At 66.9% G+C, this 18,050-nt stretch carries 14 protein-coding genes; 4 read left to right on the forward strand and 10 right to left on the reverse strand.

The features are described 5' to 3' along the window. Positions 1–57 precede the first annotated feature (57 nt). Complete coding sequence (locus tag OHB12_RS00215) at positions 58–1,179, forward strand: aromatic ring-hydroxylating oxygenase subunit alpha (RefSeq protein ID WP_327114996.1); 1,122 nt, start codon at positions 58–60, stop codon at positions 1,177–1,179. Between the two features lie 316 nt (positions 1,180–1,495). Here OHB12_RS00215 and OHB12_RS00220 read toward each other — a convergent pair whose 3' ends face one another. From OHB12_RS00220 to OHB12_RS00255, 8 genes are all read right to left on the reverse strand, one after another. Then, positions 1,496–2,299: an IclR family transcriptional regulator gene (locus tag OHB12_RS00220; RefSeq protein WP_327114998.1), complete on the reverse strand. Its 804-nt coding sequence runs from the start codon at positions 2,297–2,299 to the stop codon at positions 1,496–1,498. Between the two features lie 390 nt (positions 2,300–2,689). Further along, positions 2,690–3,316, reverse strand: a complete 627-nt coding sequence (locus OHB12_RS00225) for an MBL fold metallo-hydrolase (protein WP_327115001.1) — start codon at positions 3,314–3,316, stop codon at positions 2,690–2,692. After that, on the reverse strand, positions 3,313–4,398 hold the full coding sequence (locus tag OHB12_RS00230; RefSeq protein ID WP_327115003.1) for an S-(hydroxymethyl)mycothiol dehydrogenase: 1,086 nt from the start codon (positions 4,396–4,398) through the stop codon (positions 3,313–3,315). Before OHB12_RS00230 ends, OHB12_RS00225 begins: the two co-directional genes overlap by 4 nt. A gap of 418 nt (positions 4,399–4,816) precedes the next feature. Next, entirely contained in the window at positions 4,817–5,485 is a 669-nt protein-coding gene (locus OHB12_RS00235) for a GntR family transcriptional regulator (RefSeq protein ID WP_327115005.1), read from the reverse strand. A 151-nt stretch (positions 5,486–5,636) separates the two neighbouring features. Continuing rightward, complete coding sequence (locus tag OHB12_RS00240; protein WP_327115007.1) at positions 5,637–6,218, reverse strand: sarcosine oxidase subunit gamma; 582 nt, start codon at positions 6,216–6,218, stop codon at positions 5,637–5,639. After that, a complete protein-coding gene (locus OHB12_RS00245) occupies positions 6,211–9,075 on the reverse strand; it encodes a 2Fe-2S iron-sulfur cluster-binding protein (protein WP_327115009.1) in 2,865 nt (954 codons plus the stop codon). Before OHB12_RS00245 ends, OHB12_RS00240 begins: the two co-directional genes overlap by 8 nt. Beyond that, on the reverse strand, positions 9,072–9,350 hold the full coding sequence (locus OHB12_RS00250) for a sarcosine oxidase subunit delta (protein ID WP_327115011.1): 279 nt from the start codon (positions 9,348–9,350) through the stop codon (positions 9,072–9,074). The genes OHB12_RS00245 and OHB12_RS00250 overlap by 4 nt, the downstream gene beginning before the upstream one ends. Before the next feature lie 13 nt (positions 9,351–9,363). Beyond that, positions 9,364–10,596, reverse strand: coding sequence for a sarcosine oxidase subunit beta family protein (locus OHB12_RS00255; RefSeq protein ID WP_327115013.1), 1,233 nt, complete (start codon positions 10,594–10,596; stop codon positions 9,364–9,366). Between the two features lie 193 nt (positions 10,597–10,789). Between OHB12_RS00255 and OHB12_RS00260 the strand changes: the two genes are divergently transcribed. Beyond that, the gene (locus OHB12_RS00260; protein ID WP_327115015.1) at positions 10,790–11,458 is read left to right on the forward strand and encodes a GntR family transcriptional regulator; all 669 of its coding nucleotides are present in this window, start codon (positions 10,790–10,792) and stop codon (positions 11,456–11,458) included. Between the two features lie 163 nt (positions 11,459–11,621). On the opposite strand, the gene OHB12_RS00265 is transcribed toward OHB12_RS00260, so the two are convergent. Further along, a complete protein-coding gene (locus OHB12_RS00265; RefSeq protein ID WP_327115016.1) occupies positions 11,622–12,035 on the reverse strand; it encodes a glycine cleavage system protein H in 414 nt (137 codons plus the stop codon). Positions 12,036–12,085: 50 nt separating this feature from the next. Then, the gene (locus OHB12_RS00270; RefSeq protein ID WP_327115018.1) at positions 12,086–14,548 is read right to left on the reverse strand and encodes a GcvT family protein; all 2,463 of its coding nucleotides are present in this window, start codon (positions 14,546–14,548) and stop codon (positions 12,086–12,088) included. Positions 14,549–15,061: 513 nt separating this feature from the next. Between OHB12_RS00270 and OHB12_RS00275 the strand changes: the two genes are divergently transcribed. Together OHB12_RS00275 and OHB12_RS00280 are read left to right on the forward strand one after the other, a co-directional pair. After that, positions 15,062–16,432 carry an MFS transporter gene (locus OHB12_RS00275; RefSeq protein WP_327115020.1) on the forward strand — a complete coding sequence of 457 codons (1,371 nt, stop codon included), beginning with the start codon at positions 15,062–15,064 and terminating at the stop codon, positions 16,430–16,432. Between the two features lie 408 nt (positions 16,433–16,840). Beyond that, a complete protein-coding gene (locus tag OHB12_RS00280; protein WP_327115022.1) occupies positions 16,841–17,830 on the forward strand; it encodes an alpha/beta hydrolase in 990 nt (329 codons plus the stop codon). The last annotated feature ends 220 nt before the right edge of the window (positions 17,831–18,050 follow it).

The following is an 18,050-nucleotide window of genomic DNA, read 5'->3' on the forward strand; positions in this document are numbered from 1 at the left end:
AACCGGACACCTCCAGCGAGATCGAACACAACATCGACACCGAAGAAGGAGCCTGCCGTGACCACCGCCAGCCTGCCCGAGAGTCTGATCGCCACGCTGCCCGGCCACTACTACACCGACGCCGAGGTCTTCGCCCTCGAACAGGAGAAGGTCTTCGAGGCGATGTGGTTCTGCATCGTGCGCGCCGCCGACCTCGAGAAGCCAGGCGCGTTCAAGACCGTGCAGGTCGGGCGCGAGAGTGTGCTCGTCGCACGGTCCCGCTCGGGGGAGGTGCGTGCGTTCTTCAACGTCTGTCGCCACCGCGGTGCGCGCCTGTGTACCCAGGAGAGCGGGGAGGTCCAGCGCGCGTTCCAGTGCCCCTATCACGCCTGGACCTACGACCTGGATGGCAAGCTGGTGGCCGCGCCCAACCTGACGAAGATGCCGGACATCGACCGGGTCGATTTCGGCCTGCGGCGCATCGCCGTGCGGGAGTGGCTCGGCTACGTCTGGGTCTGTCTCGCCAACCAGCCGCCGTCATTCGATGAGACGGTGCTGCGGGAGGTGCGCGACCGGCTCGGCGACCTCGAGTCCATCGCCCGCTACGACATCGCCGAGCTCAGTGTCGGCCGCCGGATCGTCTATGACGTCAAGGCGAACTGGAAGCTGATTGTCGAGAACTTCATGGAGTGCTACCACTGCGCCACGATCCACCCGGAGCTCACGGAGGTGCTTCCGGAATTCGCGGACGGCTACGCTGCGCAGTACTACGTCGGTCACGGTGCCGAATTCGGCGCGAACATCGAGGGATTCACGGTCGACGGCTCGCACGGACTCGACCGGATCCCTGGTGTCGCCGAGGATCAGGACCGGCGCTACTACGCGATCACCATCAAGCCGCAGGTGTTCGTCAACCTGGTGCCCGATCATGTGATCGTGCATCGGATGTTCCCGCTTGCTGCCGACCACACGGTCGTCGAATGCGACTGGCTCTACCTGCCCGAGGTGGTCACCGCCGGCAAGGACCTCAGCCGTTCGGTGGAGCTGTTTCATCGGGTCAACCAGCAGGACTTCGATGCGTGCGAGCGGTGCCAGCCCGCGATGAGCTCGCGGACCTACCGCGACGGCGGGGTGCTGGTTCCCAGCGAACACCACATCGGTGCGTTCCACGACTGGCTGCGCACCAAGATCGCCGACTGACTGCTCGCTATATCCGGGACCTCGCTCGGGAGTATCGAACCGTACTGCCTGGCGAACTCACGATAGGCTCTGACCGCACCCGCGCGCTGCTCCCCGGCCTCGACACCAACTTTCTCGATTCCGGTTAGAGCCGGAGGTGGAGTTCGAACGCGTGAGCGGCACCGCCCGCATGTGACTGACGGGTTCGGCATATCGGGTCTTCCATGTAACCGTGGCGCGTCTCCGCATCGAGGGACGAGCCCAAGTTTCGTACGTGCCCAAGCGGCGCGGCGATGCACGGCCGAGAGCGACTGACCCCGCGCCCCGGAAACGGAAATCAGTCGAGATAGCCCATCCTGCGGCTGATCGCGTCGGCGGCGGCGATCACGTCCCGTGCGATCTCATGCAGCCACCGCTCGGTGAACCGGTAGACCGGACCAGACACGCTGACCGCCGCGACCACCTCGCCGGTGTGATCGCGAATCGGCGCCGCGATGGCGTTGAGGCCCTCCTCGAACTCCTCGACGGTGTACGCGTAGCCGTCGCGCAGGGCGATCGAGAGCTGCTCTTCCAGCGTCTCGGCGGAGGTGATCGTCCGTGGTGTGAGTCGGTTGAGACCTGCCGCTGTCAACAGGTCTCTGCGCTGCTCGGCATTCATGTGCGCGAGGAGAATCTTGCCGCTGGAGGTGGCATGCAGCGGGGTCGATTCGCCGATCCAGTTGTGCGTGCTGACGGTCGACGGGCCCCGTGCCTGGCACAGGTTGACCACGAAATGGGACCGCAGCACGGCCACGTTCACTGTCTCGCCGAGTTGTGCGGTGAGCGTCCTGCACACCGGGCCCGCCTGTTCCGGGATGTCCAGCCGGCGAGGGACCGCTCCGGCAAGGCGGAGGATGCCGAAGCTGAGGCGGTACTTGCCGCGCTCGTGGGTCTGTTCGACGAGCTCGCGCCCTTCGAGGGCGCTGAGCAGCCGGAACGCTGTCGACTTGTGCACGCCGACGTCAGCGGCGACCTCGCTGACACCCGCCTCGCCGCGTCGGGCCAGGATCTCGAGCACACTCACCGCACGGTCGACCGACTGCACGCCGCCGGTTGTGGTTCCCGCCGCCCCGTTCGCCGCTCTCACCGTGCCGTTCTTCATGGCGCAACTATAGGCACAGCCGCTCGTTGTTGCCTAATGAGAAACATGGTGCGTATTGCGCTCTGGGTTGTCGCCGCGCTGGTCGGTTACATATGACGCACGGCGGCATAGACGCGTGCGCCGACGATGGTCACCGAGACAGCGGCTGTCCTCAGGTCGGGACGATGGCAGTCGACGATTGCGTGCGCGCTGCATCGAGAGGGGCCGGTGAGACCAGATCGGCTCAGCCGCTGCGCGATGATCGGCGGGATACGTACTTGCCCCCGGCAGGCCTGCGCCGATCATCGGCCTGGTACGGAGCTGGCTGGAGCGCCGTGACCTTCCTCGATGCCCTGCTGGAGCGACACCTCACGGCGGGCACTTGCGCACTGGTGTAACGGTCGGTCATCGTCAGTGTCCTCTAGTGATCCAGGTGGCCAGGTGCGGAGACTCGACGCCGATCGTGGTGGCCTCGCCGTGCCCGGTGTGTACGAGCGTGTCCTCGGGCAGGGTGAACACGCGGTCGCGGATCGAGTCGATGATCGTCGGGAAGTCCGCGTAGGACCGGCCGGTGGCGCCAGGGCCGCCGTGGAACAGCGTGTCGCCGGAGAACAACACTCCGGCCTCGGGCATGTGCAGGCATACCGAGCCCGGCGAGTGACCCGGGGTGTGGATGACCTCGATCTCCGTGCCGGCGATTCCGATGCGCTGCCCGTCGTCGATACGCCGGTACCGCTCGTCGGGGTGGGTCATCCTCCACAGCACGTCGTCGCCGGGGTGCAGCAGCAGCGGGGCGTCGAGCTTTTCGGCGAGTTCGGGGGCGGCGGTGACGTGATCGTTGTGGCCGTGGGTGCAGAGCACCGCGGTGACCTGACGGCCCCCGACGGCGTCGATAATCGGTTGCGCGGCGTGCGCGGCGTCGACGATCACCACGTCGGTGTCGTCGCCGATCAGCCAGATGTTGTTGTCGACCTCCCAGGTGCCGCCGTCGAGGCTGAAGGTGCCGGAGGTGACGACCCGATCGATACGCAGACTCACAGGACCACCACCGAGCGCAGCACGTCGTTGCGGTGCATGGTCGCGAACGCCTCCTCGACCTGGTCGAGCTCGAGGCGTTCGGTGACGAATTTCTCCAGCGGCAGCCTGCCCTGCTGGTACAGGTCGACGAGCATCGGGAAGTCACGCTCGGGCAGGCAGTCGCCGTACCAGGACGACTTCAGTGCGCCGCCGCGGGAGAAGAAGTCCACCAGAGGTATCTCCAGGGTCATGTCCGGGGTCGGTACGCCGACGAGCACCACGGTTCCGGCCAGATCGCGCGCGTAGAACGCCTGCTTCCAGGTCTCGGGCCGACCGACCGCGTCGATCACCACGTCCGCGCCGAAGCCGCCGGTCAGCTCCCGCACGGCCGCGATGACGTCGACCTCGGCGCCGTTGATCGTGTGGGTGGCGCCCAACTCGGTGGCCCACTCCAGCTTGCGGGGATCGCGGTCGATCGCGATGATCTTGTTCGCCCCGGCCAGCCGCGAGCCCATGATCGCGGCGTCGCCGACACCGCCGCAGCCGATCACCGCCACCGAGTCGCCGCGGGTGACGTTTCCCGTGTTCACGGCCGCACCCAGGCCTGCCATGACCCCGCAGCCCAGCAGCCCGACCACCGCGGGGTCGGCGGACGGGTCGACCTTCGTGCACTGCCTGGCGTGTACGAGGGTCTTGTCCGCGAACGCGCCGATGCCCAGCGCCGGGGTCAGTTCGGTGCCGCCCTCGAGAGTCATCTTCTGTGTCGCGTTGTAGGTGTCGAAGCAGTACTGCGGCCGACCGCGCTTGCAGGCCCGGCACTTTCCGCACACTGCCCGCCAGTTGAGGATCACGAAGTCGCCGACCGTGACGGTGTCCACGCCCTGGCCGACGCTCTCGATGACGCCCGCGGCCTCGTGGCCGAGCAGGAAGGGGTACTCGTCGTTGATGCCGCCCTCGCGGTAGGTCAGGTCCGTGTGGCACACCCCGCACGCGGCGATCGCGACCACAACCTCGCCAGGGCCGGGATCCGGGATGGTGATGGTCGCGGTTTCGACCGGGGCACCCTTCGCGCGGGCGATGACCCCGCGTACCTGCTGCGGCATCGTGAACTCCTAGCTTTCGTTGGCCGCGCGAGTGCGCGGGTGGACTGCCGGCGCAGACGTACCGGGATCACACCGCCGAGTGGGTCGGTTCGGTCTCGGCTGCCTTCGCGGAAGTCGTAGACATAGCGCGGCATGAGGTCTCCGAGTCGTCTGGTCGCGGAAGCCGCTCACCTGGCGCGCCTGTCACACTTTGTGGCGACAACTGATATATCACCACGTTAGAGTGGTGGCGTTTCGGGGTCAAGGGGTGCGGTGGAATCGGCGTCACAGGGACGGGCGCTGTATCTGGTGGAAGGACCCGTGTGCACATCGTGGACTATGCATCGGCCACGAAGCTCCAGCCCGGAGGCACGTGCACCGCAGTGTCACAGAGCCCGTTTTGTCCTGCCTGGCGATCCGGCACAGCCGGCTACGCCATTCAGAACATCTCCCGGACCTCGTCCTCGAACTCGCGTACGTGCCGCTGGGCGAGCTCGCCCGCCCGCTCCGGGTCACGGTCGAGGATCGCCCGCAGTACCTCGGCCTGACTGTGCACGTGATGCTCGAGGTGGGGCAGCCGCTCGCGCGCCATGTTCCATATCCGTAGCGACAGGTCGAGACTCTGCATCAAGATGTCACGCAGATACTCGTTGTGGGCCAGTCGGTGCACCGTCCGGTGCATCGCGGTGTCGAGCTCGAGCAGCGCCGTCGGGTCCGTGCAGCCGTTGAACTCGGCGAGCAGGCGCTGGAGTTCCTGACGTTCTTCGTACCGGGCCTGGCGGGCGGCCTGTTCGGCGGCCAACCCTTCGAGCCGCTCGCGGATGTCGCAGATCGACTCGAGGTCGGCGACATCGATTTCCGACGCATAACTGCCCCGGCGCGGATAGATGACAACCAGTTTTTGATGGGCAAGGCGTTTGATCGCCTCGCGCACCGGAGTTCGGCCGACGCCCAGCTCAGCGGCAAGCCGCTCCTCGTCGATGGTGTCGCCGGGGGCTATGTCGAGAGAGATGAGCTTGTCTCGGATTGCCACGTAGGCGCGGTCGGAGAGTAACTCGCTGTTCGACGTGCGGACCCTGCTCGAAGGCCGCGGCAACGGTGTCACCATGCCCCCTGAAACATCTCTTACACGCATTGAAGTATCAGACAGCCATCAGGCTACATCGGTGCGCACGGTTGTGCGCAGGCCCATCCCGGATCGGGCGGGATCCGGGATCGGGTGCCTCAGGCCGTCCGGCCGTCACCTATGCGCTCCGCCGTCACCGCCCGTCCGGGCTGAACTCGATGGCCGCGTCGAGTAGCCAGTCGGTGAGGTAACGCGCGAAGGAGGATCGGACGAGGATGCGGTGGTCGGTGCCGGTCTCGTCGAGGGCGAGCAGCACGATGCCGGCCCGGGCGAGGGTGGTTTGCGCGGCCGAGCCAGCGGTGAAGACGTTCGGGTGCAGGTCCAGCGAGCAGCCCTTGGCCAGTACGTCGCGGGCGTGTGTACCGCGCAGTCGCAGCGTGGTTCGCTGCGCTGACACGTCCACCGCTGCGCCGCCGTGCGGGGCGACGGCGGCCCGCAGGTCGGCTTCGAGGGCTCTGCCGGTGCGGATGGTGTCGGTGACCAGCCATTCGTTGGGCCCCAGCCAGATCACGGTGGTGGCATCGGAGCGCGCGAAGGTGGACGCCACGGTCGGCAGGCCGACCCCCGACACCGGCGCGGCCCAGCCGGGCGCATCGATGCGCAGATCGACCATGGCTACGAAGGGCTCCTCGCTCAGACGGACGGACTCGGGTAGCGCCGAGATCTTGTGCTCCCGGCCCTGCAGGGGGCTGACGGGGGCGAGGGTGTCAGCCATCGCGGCGTGCTCCTTCCGGGTCGATCAGGACGGATCCGGTGACCTGCACCGGGACCAGGGTGCCTTTGACGGGAATGTGCAGGGTCTCCCCGATGCGGGAGCGCCCGGCCTCGAGCAGCGCGAGGGCGAAGGGGCGATCGAGCTCGGCGCTGCGATAGCTGGAGGTGACGTGTCCCAGCATCGGCACCGGCGGCGGCGGGAGGACCCCGTCCTCGCGGAACTCGATGATCTGCGAGCCCTCAGGCAGCACGGTCTGCCGGTCGATGGGCAGCAGCCCGACCAGCTGCTTGCGTTGTGGGTTGCTGTTCTGGACCCGGCTGAACGAGCGCTTGCCGACGAAGTCGGGCTTCTTCTTCGACACGGCCCACGCCATGCCCAGATCGTGCGGGGTGACGGTTCCGTCGGTGTCCTGCCCGACGATCGGATACCCCTTCTCCGCGCGCAGCACGTGCATGGTCTCGGTGCCGTACGGGGTGATGCCTCGGGTTCGGCCGGCTTCCAGCAGCCGGGACCACACCGCGAGCGCGTACCAGCTGTCGACATTGACTTCGAAGGCCAGCTCGCCAGAGAAGCTGATCCGCGCGACCCGGACCGGGATGTCGCCGAGGCGGGTGTCCCGCCACGTCATGAACGGAAACGCCTCGTTGGAGATATCGAGGTCGGGGAAGACCGCGCCGACGACGTCACGAGAGCGAGGCCCGACGACGGGGAAGGTCGACCAGTGCTCGGTGACGGAAGTCAGGTGGACCTTCAGATGGGGCCATTCGGTCTGGATCCACTCCTCCATCCAGTCGAGGATCTTCGCGGCTCCGCCTGTGGTCGTGAACACGAGGAATCGGTCCTCGGCCAGGCGCATGACGGTGCCGTCATCGATAACCATGCCGTCGACCCCGCACATGACGCCGTACCGGACCCTGCCGACCCCGAGGCTGCTCATCATGTTCGTGTAGATCATGTCGAGCAGCTCGCCTGCGTCCGGACCCTGCACGTCGATCTTGCCGAGGGTGGAGCCGTCGAGGATGCCGACTCCGCCGCGCACAGCCGCGCACTCGCGCAGAACGGCGCCGTCCATATCCTCGCCGGGACGCGGGTAGTACCGCGGCCGCTTCCACTGTCCGACGTCCTCGAACACCGCACCGTGGGCGACATGCCAGTCATGTATGGCGGTCACACGTTCCGGGTCGAACAGAGAGCCCCGGTCCCGGCCTGCGAGCGCAGCGAACGAGACCGGGGTGTAGGGCGGGCGGAAGGTGGTGGTGCCCAGGTCCTCGATCGGAACTCCGAGAAGTTCGGAGGCGATGCCGGAGGAGACGACCCCGGAGGTCTTGCCTTGGTCGTGCGCGGTGCCGATGGTGGTGTAACGCTTGATGTGTTCCATCGACCGCATGCCCGCGCCGATCGCCCGAGCCAGGTCGGCGACAGTCGCGTCACGCTGTACGTCCACGAACGCGCTCTCTTCCCCGGCGGCGTCGGGGACGCGCCAGAGCACCAAAGGGGGCGTCTGCTCCGCATCGCCCTCGACGGTCGCCTCGCTCGACGGCGACGTCGGGGCGAATCCGAGTTCGAGAATCGCTGCGGCAGCGGTCTTCTTGCCCTCATGCAAACATTGGGACAGGGCGAAGACTCCGTTGGCGGAGCCTGCGACCGAGACACCGCGAAGTTGCTCATCGGGCAGGAACGCGCCGAGGACGTTGTCATAGCGCAGTTTGCCGCGGGCCTGGCTGAACAGATGCACCGCCGGGTTCCAGCCACCGCTGACCAGCAGCACGTCGCACGCGAGCGGAACGTAGGGCGAGGTGTCGCTGTGGGAGCGCGCGGACACGACGGCATGGGTGATGCGGTTGGTACCGCGGGTGCCGCGGACCACGGATCCGGTGCGGATCGTGATCCCCCGCTTGTCGCATTCTCGCTGCCAGCGTTGCGGCCCCCGGTCGCGGGCCTCGATGATGGCGTTGATGTGGACGCCGGCGTCGTGCAGGTCGATCGCGGCGAGATAGGCGCTGTCGTTAGTGGTGAAGACGACCGCCTGCTCTCCGACTCGGACGCCGTAGCGGTGCAGGAAGGTACGCGCGCTGTGCGCCAGCATGATGCCGGGGCGGTCGTTGTCGGTGAACACGACGGGCCGCTCGTGGGCACCGGCCGCGACGAGCACGTGCCGCGCGCGGATCCGCCACACCCGCTGCCGCGAGACGTGAGCCGGCGCCTCGGGCCCGAGGTGGTCGGTGCGTCGCTCGAGCGCGAGCACGAAGCCGTCGTCGTAGTGTCCGAACGCGGTGGTGCGCTGCAGGTGCAACATGTGCGGGTAGGTGGCCAGTTCGGAAACCGCGGCTGCCACCCAGTCGAGCGCGGGGACGCCGTCGATGGTGTCGGTGCCGCCGAGCAGGGAGCCGCCCGCCTCGGATTGCTCGTCGACCAGCAGGACCCGTGCGCCAGCTCGGGCCGCGGTCAGCGCCGCGGTCAGCCCGGCCGGACCGGCGCCGACGACCAAGAGGTCGGCGTGGACATGCCGGGCGTCGTACTCGGCGACATCCGGGATCGTGGCGAGTCGGCCCTTTCCAGAGATACCGCGGGCGACCAGGCCGTCGAACAACCCGATGGTGGTCGCGAGCAGCATCGGCTCGGGGAACGGTTCCTCGATCTGGACCATGCCGCCGGTGTCCTCGGCCCATGCCGCCGAGATCCCCCGGGGGCGGCCGAGGTTCACGCTACTGGCGACGTTGTGCACGCCGTGAGCGAGCAGCGCTGACGCGAGCGTGTCGCCCGGGTGCCCGGTGTAGGTGCGGCCGTCGAAGGTGAATTCGTAGGTGGTGTCGCGGTCGATGCGACCGCCGGTCGGCGTGCGATGCGATGCGTTCACGAGATCGTCGGCTTCCGCTCGTCCAGGCGGTACACGCCGTGGAATCGGTAGGTGGCGGTGTCGCGCACGGCGTTGAACCAGCGCCGGCACCCGGCGCTGTGGCTCCACCGTTCGGCGAAGGGCCCCTTCGGATTTGCCCGGAAGAAGATGTAGTGCGCCCATTCTTCGTCGGACATGGCCGCCGGGTCCTGCGGGTAGGCGACATGCGCCTGGCCGCCGTAATGGAACTCGGTCTCCTCGCGGGGTCCGCACCATGGGCATTCGATGAGTTGCATTGCCGCTCCTAGGTCAGTGCGCCACGGCGGCGGCGCCGTGCTCGTCCACGAGCGCACCCGTGATGAAACGATCCAGGCTGAACGGTGCCGTGTAGGGATGGAGTTCGTCGCGGGCGATGGTGTCGGCCAGGCACCAGCCGACGCCAGGTGTCGCTTTGAACCCGCCGGTGCCCCAGCCGCAGTTGAGATACACGTTGCGGTACGGGGTGCGGCCGACGATAGGGGAGGCGTCGGGGGTGACGTCGACGATTCCACCCCAGGTCCGCAGCAGGTGCGCGCGGGCGAAGACCGGGAAGAGCTCGACCGCCGCCGCCATTTGGCGTTCGATGATGTGGAACGCGCCCCGCTGGCCGTAGCCGTTGTACGAGTCGATACCCGCACCCATCACGAGTTCACCCTTGTGCGCCTGGGAAACGTAGACGTGGATGGCGTTGGACATGACGATGGTGGGGTGCACGGGCTCGAGCAGCTCGGAGACCAGCGCCTGCAGCGGGTGGCTCTGCACCGGAACTCGGATTCCGAGCATCTCGGTGAGCACCGCAGTGTGGCCGGCCGCGCAGAGCGCGACCTGCCCTGCGGCGATGTCTCCGCGGGAGGTCCGCACGCCGGTCACCCGGTCACCATCGGTGACGAAGCCGGTGACCTCGCAACCCTGGATGATGTCGATGCCGGCCTGATCGGCGCGGCGGGCGAACCCCCAGGCGACATAGTCGTGCTTGGCGATGCCTGCGCGGGGTTGGTACGTCGCACCGAGCACCGGATAGCGGATATCGGACGAGGTGTTGACGATCGAGCAGAGTTTCTTGACCTCGTCGGGCTCGACCCACTGCGCGTCGATGCCGTTGAGCTTGTTGGCTTCGACCCGGCGGACGCTGTCGCGGACGTCCTGCAGGCTGTGCGCCAGGTTGAGCACGCCGCGCTGGCTGAACAGGATGGGGTAGCCGAGGTCGTCCTCGAGGCTCTCCCACAGTTTCAGCGAGTGTTCGTATATTCGCGCGCTCTCGTCCCACAGGTAGTTCGAGCGGATCAGTGTGGTGTTGCGGGCCATGTTGCCGCCCGCGAGCCAGCCCTTCTCCAGGACCGCCACTTTCGTGATCCCGTGGTTTTTCGCGAGGTAGTGGGCGGTCGCGAGCCCATGCCCGCCGCCGCCGACGATCACGACGTCGTAGGAGCGTTTCGGCTCCGGGTTACGCCAGAGGAAGTCGGGATGCTCGGGCAGGTGAGCGCCCGGGGTCTGTGGTCTCATCGGGTGGCCTCCGTCAGGTTGTGGAGCGGATACGGGGGGCGGTCCGGGTGGCGTCGCGGTCGCCACCCGGAGTCGCCCCGCCGCTCAGATGAGGCAGACTGATATATCAGTCGGTGGATAGAGTATGATTCTTGGCACGCAAAGGTCAAGGGTCTCCATGAACCCATCCCGACAAGCCCCGAGAAAGAGGAACGTGAGCGTCCGAACGCAGGCGACGGTGGTTGCACAACCTCTCGCCTCCAATGCAGACCGTGCCTACGAGCTCATCCTCGAGCGACTGGTCCTGCTGGACATTCGGCCGAGCGAGCCCATCAACGACGAGCGCTTGGCAGGCGAGCTCGGTTTCGGCCGCACACCCGTGCGCGAAGCGCTCAAGAGGCTCGAGCGCGACCGGCTGGTCGTGGCCTACCCGCGCCGCGGAACGTTCGCGACAACCGTCGACATCACCGATCTCGCGCATATCTCCGAGATTCGCAAGCAGCTCGAACCGGTGGCGGCCGCGCGGGCCGCCCGGACTGCGCCACTCGACGCACGCGCCCGGCTGTCGGAACTCGCCGCGGAGATCGCCCGTCTCGAGCGCGGCGGCGACCGCCGACAGGTTCTCCGGGAGGACGTGCGCGTCCACCGCGAGATCTACCGGGCGGCGGGCAACCCTTACCTCGAGGACGTCCTGGTGTGCCAGGACGCCCACGCCACCCGGATCTGGTGCCTGTTCCTCGACCGGCTGCCCGATGTCGCCGGGCATGTGCGTGAGCACGCCGAGTTGCTGCACGCCATCGTCGACGGCGACGCGGACAGCGCCGCCGAGCTCGCCCTCGCGCACGTCGTCGGGTTCGAACAGGCCGTCCGCGCCGTGCTGTGATGGGAGTGCTGCCGGCCGCGGTGGTCGGCGCTCGCGGCCTGTCTCGCCCGAGGTCGGGCGCCGCGGCCTGCCTCGGATGACGACGTCCGCCGCTGACGGTCCTGCCGCGATCCGGGTGGGGATCGGTGCGTGGATGCCCACGGGCGGGTGCGCATTCGACGGGTCATGTCGCGGCACCGAGTCCGTTGGCGTACTGGACCGCGGTGAGTAACCCCTCGGTCGACGCAGTCGGTGTGGGGAGAACGGCGAAAAGCCATCCGGCGTGGAACGGATCGGCGGCCACCAGCCTCGGATCGTCCACGGCCGCGGCGTTCGCCAATGTGACCAGGCCGGTGATCGGTGCGGCCACGGTGATCGCTGTTCGTGCCGAGGTCCAGATCAGCGCGCACGGCGCGCCGACCGTGACTGTGCTGCGGACCGCGGGCAGGTCCAACGCGACGACGTTCACGCCCTCTACCGCGGCCTCGGCGACGCCGCATCGAATCGGGTAGTCGGCGAGATGCTCGCCCGGGGCGACGGCCAACCAGCTATGGCCTGCGGTATAGCGGCGGTCCGTCGGGATCGGCTGGGCTCTCATGGCTTCCTTCTGATGTTCGAAGCGGGTTTGGCGGCGTGGGACCCGAGCGGTCAGGCCTTGATTCGTCTCATCTCCGGGTCGACCATCGGTTCGGCCACGACCGTGGCGGCGACGCGCCGGTCGAAATACTGGATCTCTACTGGCGTTCCGGGTGCTGCGGTCGCCGGCAGCCAGGCGTAGGCGATGGGTGCGCCGACCGTGTGGCCGAACGCGGCGCTGGTGACGTAGCCGACTGGGCGGCCGTCCAGGAAAACCGGTTCCTGTCCGAGCACGACGGACCGGCCGTCATCGACCCGCAGGCAGACCAGGCGCCGGGCGACCGTCGCGTCACTGACACCCTCGAGCGCAGTACGGCCGACGAACTCCCCTTTCTGCGGGCGAACGGCGAAGCCGAGGCCCGCCTCGTAGGGGTTGTGTTCGGTGGTCATATCGGTGCCCCACGCGCGGTAGCCCTTCTCGATGCGCAGGCTGTTGAATGCTGCTCGGCCTGCGGCGATCACGCCGTACTGCTGGCCTTCCTGCCACAGAACGTCCCACAGCCGAAGACCGTTGTCGGCCGAGGTGTACAGCTCCCAGCCCAGCTCGCCGACGTATGACAAACGCATGGCGGTGACCGGAACGCCGGCTATACGGACATTCTTCGACCTGAAATACTTGAAACTCTCGTTCGAGAAGCCGTCGCTACTGAGGGCCTGCACCAAGTTGCGGGCCCGCGGGCCCCATAGGCCTATGCAGCAAGTGCCGCCGGTGATGTCACGGATCTGCACGCTGCCGTCACCGGGCGCCTGGCGAAGGAAATAGTCGAGGTCGAGGTTTCCGTTGGCGCCGACCTGAAAGGTGTCGGCGGACAGCCTCGTGACGGTGAGATCGCTGCGCACCCCACCGGCGCGGTCGAGCGCCAGCGTGTACGTCACCGACCCAATGGACTTGTCCATCTTTCCGGTCGTCAGGCGCTCCAAGAGGCTAGAGGCGCTGCGCCCGCTGATCTCGAGGCGCTTGAGTGGGGTCATGTCATACATAGCGACCGACGTGCGGGTACGCCAGGCCTCGACTGCAGCGATCGGGGAGTGGAACTTCGCGGACCACGCGTCGCGAGCGGGGGGCGTCCACTCCTCCGGAAGGTCATCGAGCAAACCGGCATTGGCCTCGAACCAGTGGGGGCGCTCCCACCCGCCGCTTTCGAGGAAGAATGCGCCGAGTTCCCGCTGGCGAGCATGGAAGGGGCTCACGCGCAGGTCTCGAGGCGAAACGCGTGGCTGCAGCGGATGTAGCACGTCATATATTTCGACGAAGTTCTGTTGCGAAGTCTCGCTGACGTAGTCGGGTGCGAGCTGAATCTCCTCGAAGCGGTGCACGTCGCAGCCGTGCAACTCGATTTCGCTTCGCCCGTCCACAAGGAGTTGGGCGACCGCGCGAGCGACGCCGGCGGAGTGTGTGACCCACACGGCTTCGGCAATCCAGAATCCCGCCACGTCGGTGGACTCGCCGATCAGTGGTCCGCCATCGGGCGTGAACGAGAAGACGCCGTTGAAACCGGTGTCGATCTTGGCGGACTCGAGACCGGGAAGGAGACGCTTGCTCTGCTCCCACGACGGGGCGAAGTCCTCTCCGGTGAACGGAAGCATCGAGGGCATGTCCGAGGCGGAGACCGCGTCGCTTTCCTCGAGGTCGCGCAGGCTGACCGGCATCGGGCGATGGGCGTATGTTCCGATTCCGAGACGATCGCCGTGCTCGCGGTAATAGAGATCGTGGTCCTGGTGGCGAAGGATCGGGAAGCCGGCCTCGGCGAGTTCGCTGTTGCGGCCCACGAGCTCGGGGATCTGATCTGTCTTGGCATACTGGTGGGCCAGTGGAAGCAGCGGCACGTTCATGCCGACCATCGCCCCGATGTCCGGCCCCCAAAAGCCCGCACACGAAACGACGATGTCCGCCGGAATGACCCCGTTCGTTGTGTCCACCCCCGTGACCCGCCCACTGCACTGTTCGATGCCTGTGACCTTGGTCAGCCCCCGGAAAACCGCACCCCGAGCCTCCGAGCGCCGGGCAAGAGCGACAACGGCACGCGACGCCTTCGCGAGTCCGTCGGTCGGCACGTAGAGCCCCCCGAGTATCTGGTTCTCGTCGACGAGCGGATGCAGCTGCACACATTCCTGCGGATCGAGGACGGATCCCTCGATCCCCCATGACGTCGCCCAGCCCTGCTTGCGGTGAAGGTCGGCCAGACGTTCGGGGGTGGTGGCCACCTCGAGACCGCCGAGCTGACTGAAGCACCATTCGCCGTCGACGTCCATGCCGACGAACTTCTCGACTGTGTACCTGGCGAACTCGGTCATCGTCTTCGATGCGTTCGTCTGGAAGACCAGGCCGGGCGCATGGGAGGTCGATCCTCCGGTCAGGGGCAGCGGCCCCTGGTCAACGACGGTGATCCGATCCCAGCCTCGGGCGGTCAGCTCGTCAGCCAGATTGGCACCGACGATGCCTGCTCCGATGATCACTACGCGCGGTGACCCCATGATGGTCCTCCTAGATTTCACAGGTGTGCCCAGGTACGGCTGCCGCGTTACCGAATAACGACATCGCAGCGTCACGGGGCCGGAGCAGCGCCGAAACGGTCGCCTCCGTGGTGAATGTGACCGTCTTGCAGGTCAGTATGTCGACAACTGATATATCAAAAGATAAGTCGGAGTCGCGGCGGGGTCAAGCCCAAGTGAATGCCACTGCAGGTCGGGGTGGTGCTTCGGGCGGGCGGGATACGCCCGCCCGGCAGGCCCCGGAGCTGAGTTCGCGTGCCACTTCGGAGCATTGGCGATCGCCCCGGACCTGCCCCGCCCGCTCTCGAACGGGTTGGCGATTCGAACCATTCGGCGGCAATCAGGTGCTTCCTCGTGATGCACCCCTTGACCGGCCCGAACCTCTGAAATACAGTCACAGCACGCTGATGTGTTAGCCGGGCAAATCAGATATTTCTTCAGGCACTCTTCGACTTCGCGCATTCTCCGAGTGTCGCTGGCGATAAGGGATTCGTAATGACGACAACCACTCCGGCAGCCATCGTGACCAGCCTCGATGATGCGCCGGTGACCTCATTTCACCGCCGCCTGATGTATCGCTGTGCCGGCGGGCCGTTCCTCGACGGCTACGTACTGAGCATCGTCAGCGTCGCCGTCGCCGGGATGACGGACGACCTACATCTGAGCGTGTTCATGCTCAGCGCGATCGGGGCAGCGGCCCTGGTCGGGATCTTGGTCGGGGCGGCGGTTTTCGGCCCTATCACCGACAAGATCGGCCGTGAAGTCATGTACATCCTGGACGTGGTGGTGCTCGTCGGAGCATCGCTACTGTCCGCGTTCGCGGCAACCAGCTGGCAGGTCCTGGTGCTCCGCTTCGTTATCGGCCTGGCCATCGGCGCCGACTACCCCATCGCCACCTCGCTGCTGGCCGAATGGCTGCCCAGACAGAAGCGAGGCCGCATGCTCGGCGCATTGATCGTGTTCTGGTACATCGGGGCAACCGCCGCCTACGTGGTCGGCCTGGCCATCATCCACTTCGGGGGCGACAACCTGTGGCGGTGGATCCTGGTCAGTTCGGCAATTCCTGGCGTAGTCGTCCTGCTGATGCGGATAGGCACCCCGGAATCGCCGCGGTGGCTGGTCCAGCGTGACCGCAAAGACGCGGCGCGTCAGGTGATCAGCAAGGTTTTCGGCGACACCGTCGACGCCGACGCCGCCGTCGCAACGGAGGTCATCGCGGCAGGCAACCCCGAGCAGCGCGCCTCGCTGCGCACGGTATTCCAGGGCCGAAACCTGCGCCGCATTACGTTCTGCGGCCTCTTCTTCCTGTGCCAGGTGACCCCTCTGTTCGCGATCTACACCTTCGGCCCGGTCATCCTCGAGGCGTTCGGCCTGAACGAGGGCGTCATGGCATATGTCGGTTCCGCGCTGATCAGCCTGCTGTTCCTGATCGGCTGTGTGCCGGCGCTGCGATGGGTCGACAGCTGGGGGCGGCGCCCGCTGATTGTGTGGTCCTTCGGCCTGATGGCGATCCCGCTGGCAGTGCTCGGTATCGCGCCCACGGCCCCGATCGTCGTCATCGTGACCTGCTTCTGCCTGTACGCACTGTTCTCCGGCGGACCGAACGTCCTGGACTGGACGTACCCGAGCGAACTGTTTCCCACCGAGGTCCGGGCTACCGCGATCGGAATCTCCACCGGCATCAGCCGCATCGGGGCGGCCGTCGGAACGTTCCTGCTGCCGGTCTCGCTGGATGAGATCGGTGTGGGTCCGACCATGCTGATCGGCGCCGGGTTGACCGTCGTGGGCTTCGTCGCCTGCCTGGCATGGGCGGAGGAGACAAAGGACACCAACCTCGGTGACACTGTCCCGGCGCCTGCCGCGTAGCACGAGCGCCGACACGAAAAGCCGTTGTCACAGGTGTGCAACGGCTTTCGTGGTCCGAGGGCGGCGGATCAGACTGCCGTCGGTACCAGGGTGAACAAATGGCCCGCGAGGTCGGATCCGACGATAGCGCCGCTCTCGTCGCTGACACGAGCGCGAGTTGCCGTGTCAGCCGCGGACTCGTCACGCCGAGATGGCGTGCTCACTGACGGCAGTTCACCCCGTGCGCTGCACGGTCACGGCGTTCACGGTGGCGCGAGAGCGACCGCGGCACGATCTATGATGGGTCTTTCCGATTCCGGGCGCGGCGGGCCGCAAGCGCACGGGAAGCGACTCGGTCTGAGCGACAGCCGAATTCGGGTCTCCTCGGTCACCGACCGGGGAAGAAGGCAGGAGGTATGCGGGGTGGGCGTGGCAGCGCGATCTGGGGACCAGCGGGTAATTCGTGGTTGGCTGTGGAAGACCGGTGCAGTCATAGCAACCGCTGTGCTGGTGCCGTCGATCGGCGTGGCGGTGGCTACCGCCGCACCGATCTATGCACCGATATTGCGCGCACCGGTAGGCGGTTTCGAGGAACTCTTCGTGCCGTCCAGCATGGGGCCGATCAAAGTCCAGGTGCAGTGGGCGGCCCGCGGCGGGAGCGCGGCTCTCTACGTGCTCGACGGTCTCCGTGCGCCTGCCGACCACAGTCAGTGGACGACCGATACCGACGCGCTGCGCCAGTTCGCAGGCGATAACGTCACGTTGGTGTTCCCGGTCGGTGGTCGCTCGAGCTTCTACACCGACTGGTACCGACCGAGTAGTACCAACCGTCAGGCGTCGACGTACAAATGGGAGGCCTTCCTCACCCAGGAGCTGCCTGCCTTCCTGCAACGGTACGGCGTGTCGCGAACCAACAACGCCATCGTGGGGGCCTCTATGGGGGGCAACGCCGCCCTGATGCTGGCCGGACACCATCGCGACCAGTTCAAGTTCGCCGGATCCTTTTCAGGATTCGTGCACCCGACGTTTCCGCTCTGGAGCGAAGCGATGCGCGCTGCCATGTGGGACGAGGGCAACTTCAATGTGGACGACATGTGGGGTCCGGCCGGGGACCCCGCATGGAGCCGCAACGATGCCACTGTGCAGGCAGAATTGCTGCGCGGACTGCCGGTATACGTCTCGACGGGCAATGGCGTGCCTGGTCCGCTCGACCTGCCGTACGGAATCGGCAACACGGTGAACGCGATGAGCCTCGAGGCGATGACGATGGCTGCCGCCCAGATGTTCGGTGATCGAATCGCGGCGTTGGGAATTGCCGCTCGCATCGACATCGTCAACGGAACGCACACCTGGCCCTACTGGCAGCAAGCGCTCGCGACGGCGCGTCCGATGATCCTGGATGCGCTCGGAGCGCACTGACACAACTGTCACTCACGAGGTTTCGGGTCGTAGCAACCAGGCCGGCGCGAGTTGGGTCACAGACACCCCGCGCCGCGATCTCGGCCACTGTCGGCTCTGGCCGTCCAGTTGTCGCGTCACCACTGTGCGCGCATTGCTGCGTACTCCCGTGCCCTGCCGCCGGTGCCGAGGGTGGACGACTTCGCGCGGTACCGCCGCCACTACTACGCCACCGGTCCAC

It is taken from the genome of Nocardia sp. NBC_01730, assembly GCF_035920445.1.
Classification (GTDB): domain Bacteria; phylum Actinomycetota; class Actinomycetes; order Mycobacteriales; family Mycobacteriaceae; genus Nocardia.

What these genes read in the sequence shown, in the direction of transcription:
- OHB12_RS00275 (WP_327115020.1), top strand. Translation starts at nt 15,062, where the DNA reads ATGACGACAACCACTCCGGCAGCCATCGTGACCAGCCTCGATGATGCG.
- OHB12_RS00255 (WP_327115013.1), bottom strand. Translation starts at nt 10,596, where the DNA reads ATGAGACCACAGACCCCGGGCGCTCACCTGCCCGAGCATCCCGACTTC.
- OHB12_RS00220 (WP_327114998.1), bottom strand. Translation starts at nt 2,299, where the DNA reads ATGAAGAACGGCACGGTGAGAGCGGCGAACGGGGCGGCGGGAACCACA.
- OHB12_RS00240 (WP_327115007.1), bottom strand. Translation starts at nt 6,218, where the DNA reads ATGGCTGACACCCTCGCCCCCGTCAGCCCCCTGCAGGGCCGGGAGCAC.
- OHB12_RS00230 (WP_327115003.1), bottom strand. Translation starts at nt 4,398, where the DNA reads ATGCCGCAGCAGGTACGCGGGGTCATCGCCCGCGCGAAGGGTGCCCCG.
- OHB12_RS00250 (WP_327115011.1), bottom strand. Translation starts at nt 9,350, where the DNA reads ATGCAACTCATCGAATGCCCATGGTGCGGACCCCGCGAGGAGACCGAG.
- OHB12_RS00235 (WP_327115005.1), bottom strand. Translation starts at nt 5,485, where the DNA reads ATGGTGACACCGTTGCCGCGGCCTTCGAGCAGGGTCCGCACGTCGAAC.
- OHB12_RS00265 (WP_327115016.1), bottom strand. Translation starts at nt 12,035, where the DNA reads ATGAGAGCCCAGCCGATCCCGACGGACCGCCGCTATACCGCAGGCCAT.
- OHB12_RS00270 (WP_327115018.1), bottom strand. Translation starts at nt 14,548, where the DNA reads ATGGGGTCACCGCGCGTAGTGATCATCGGAGCAGGCATCGTCGGTGCC.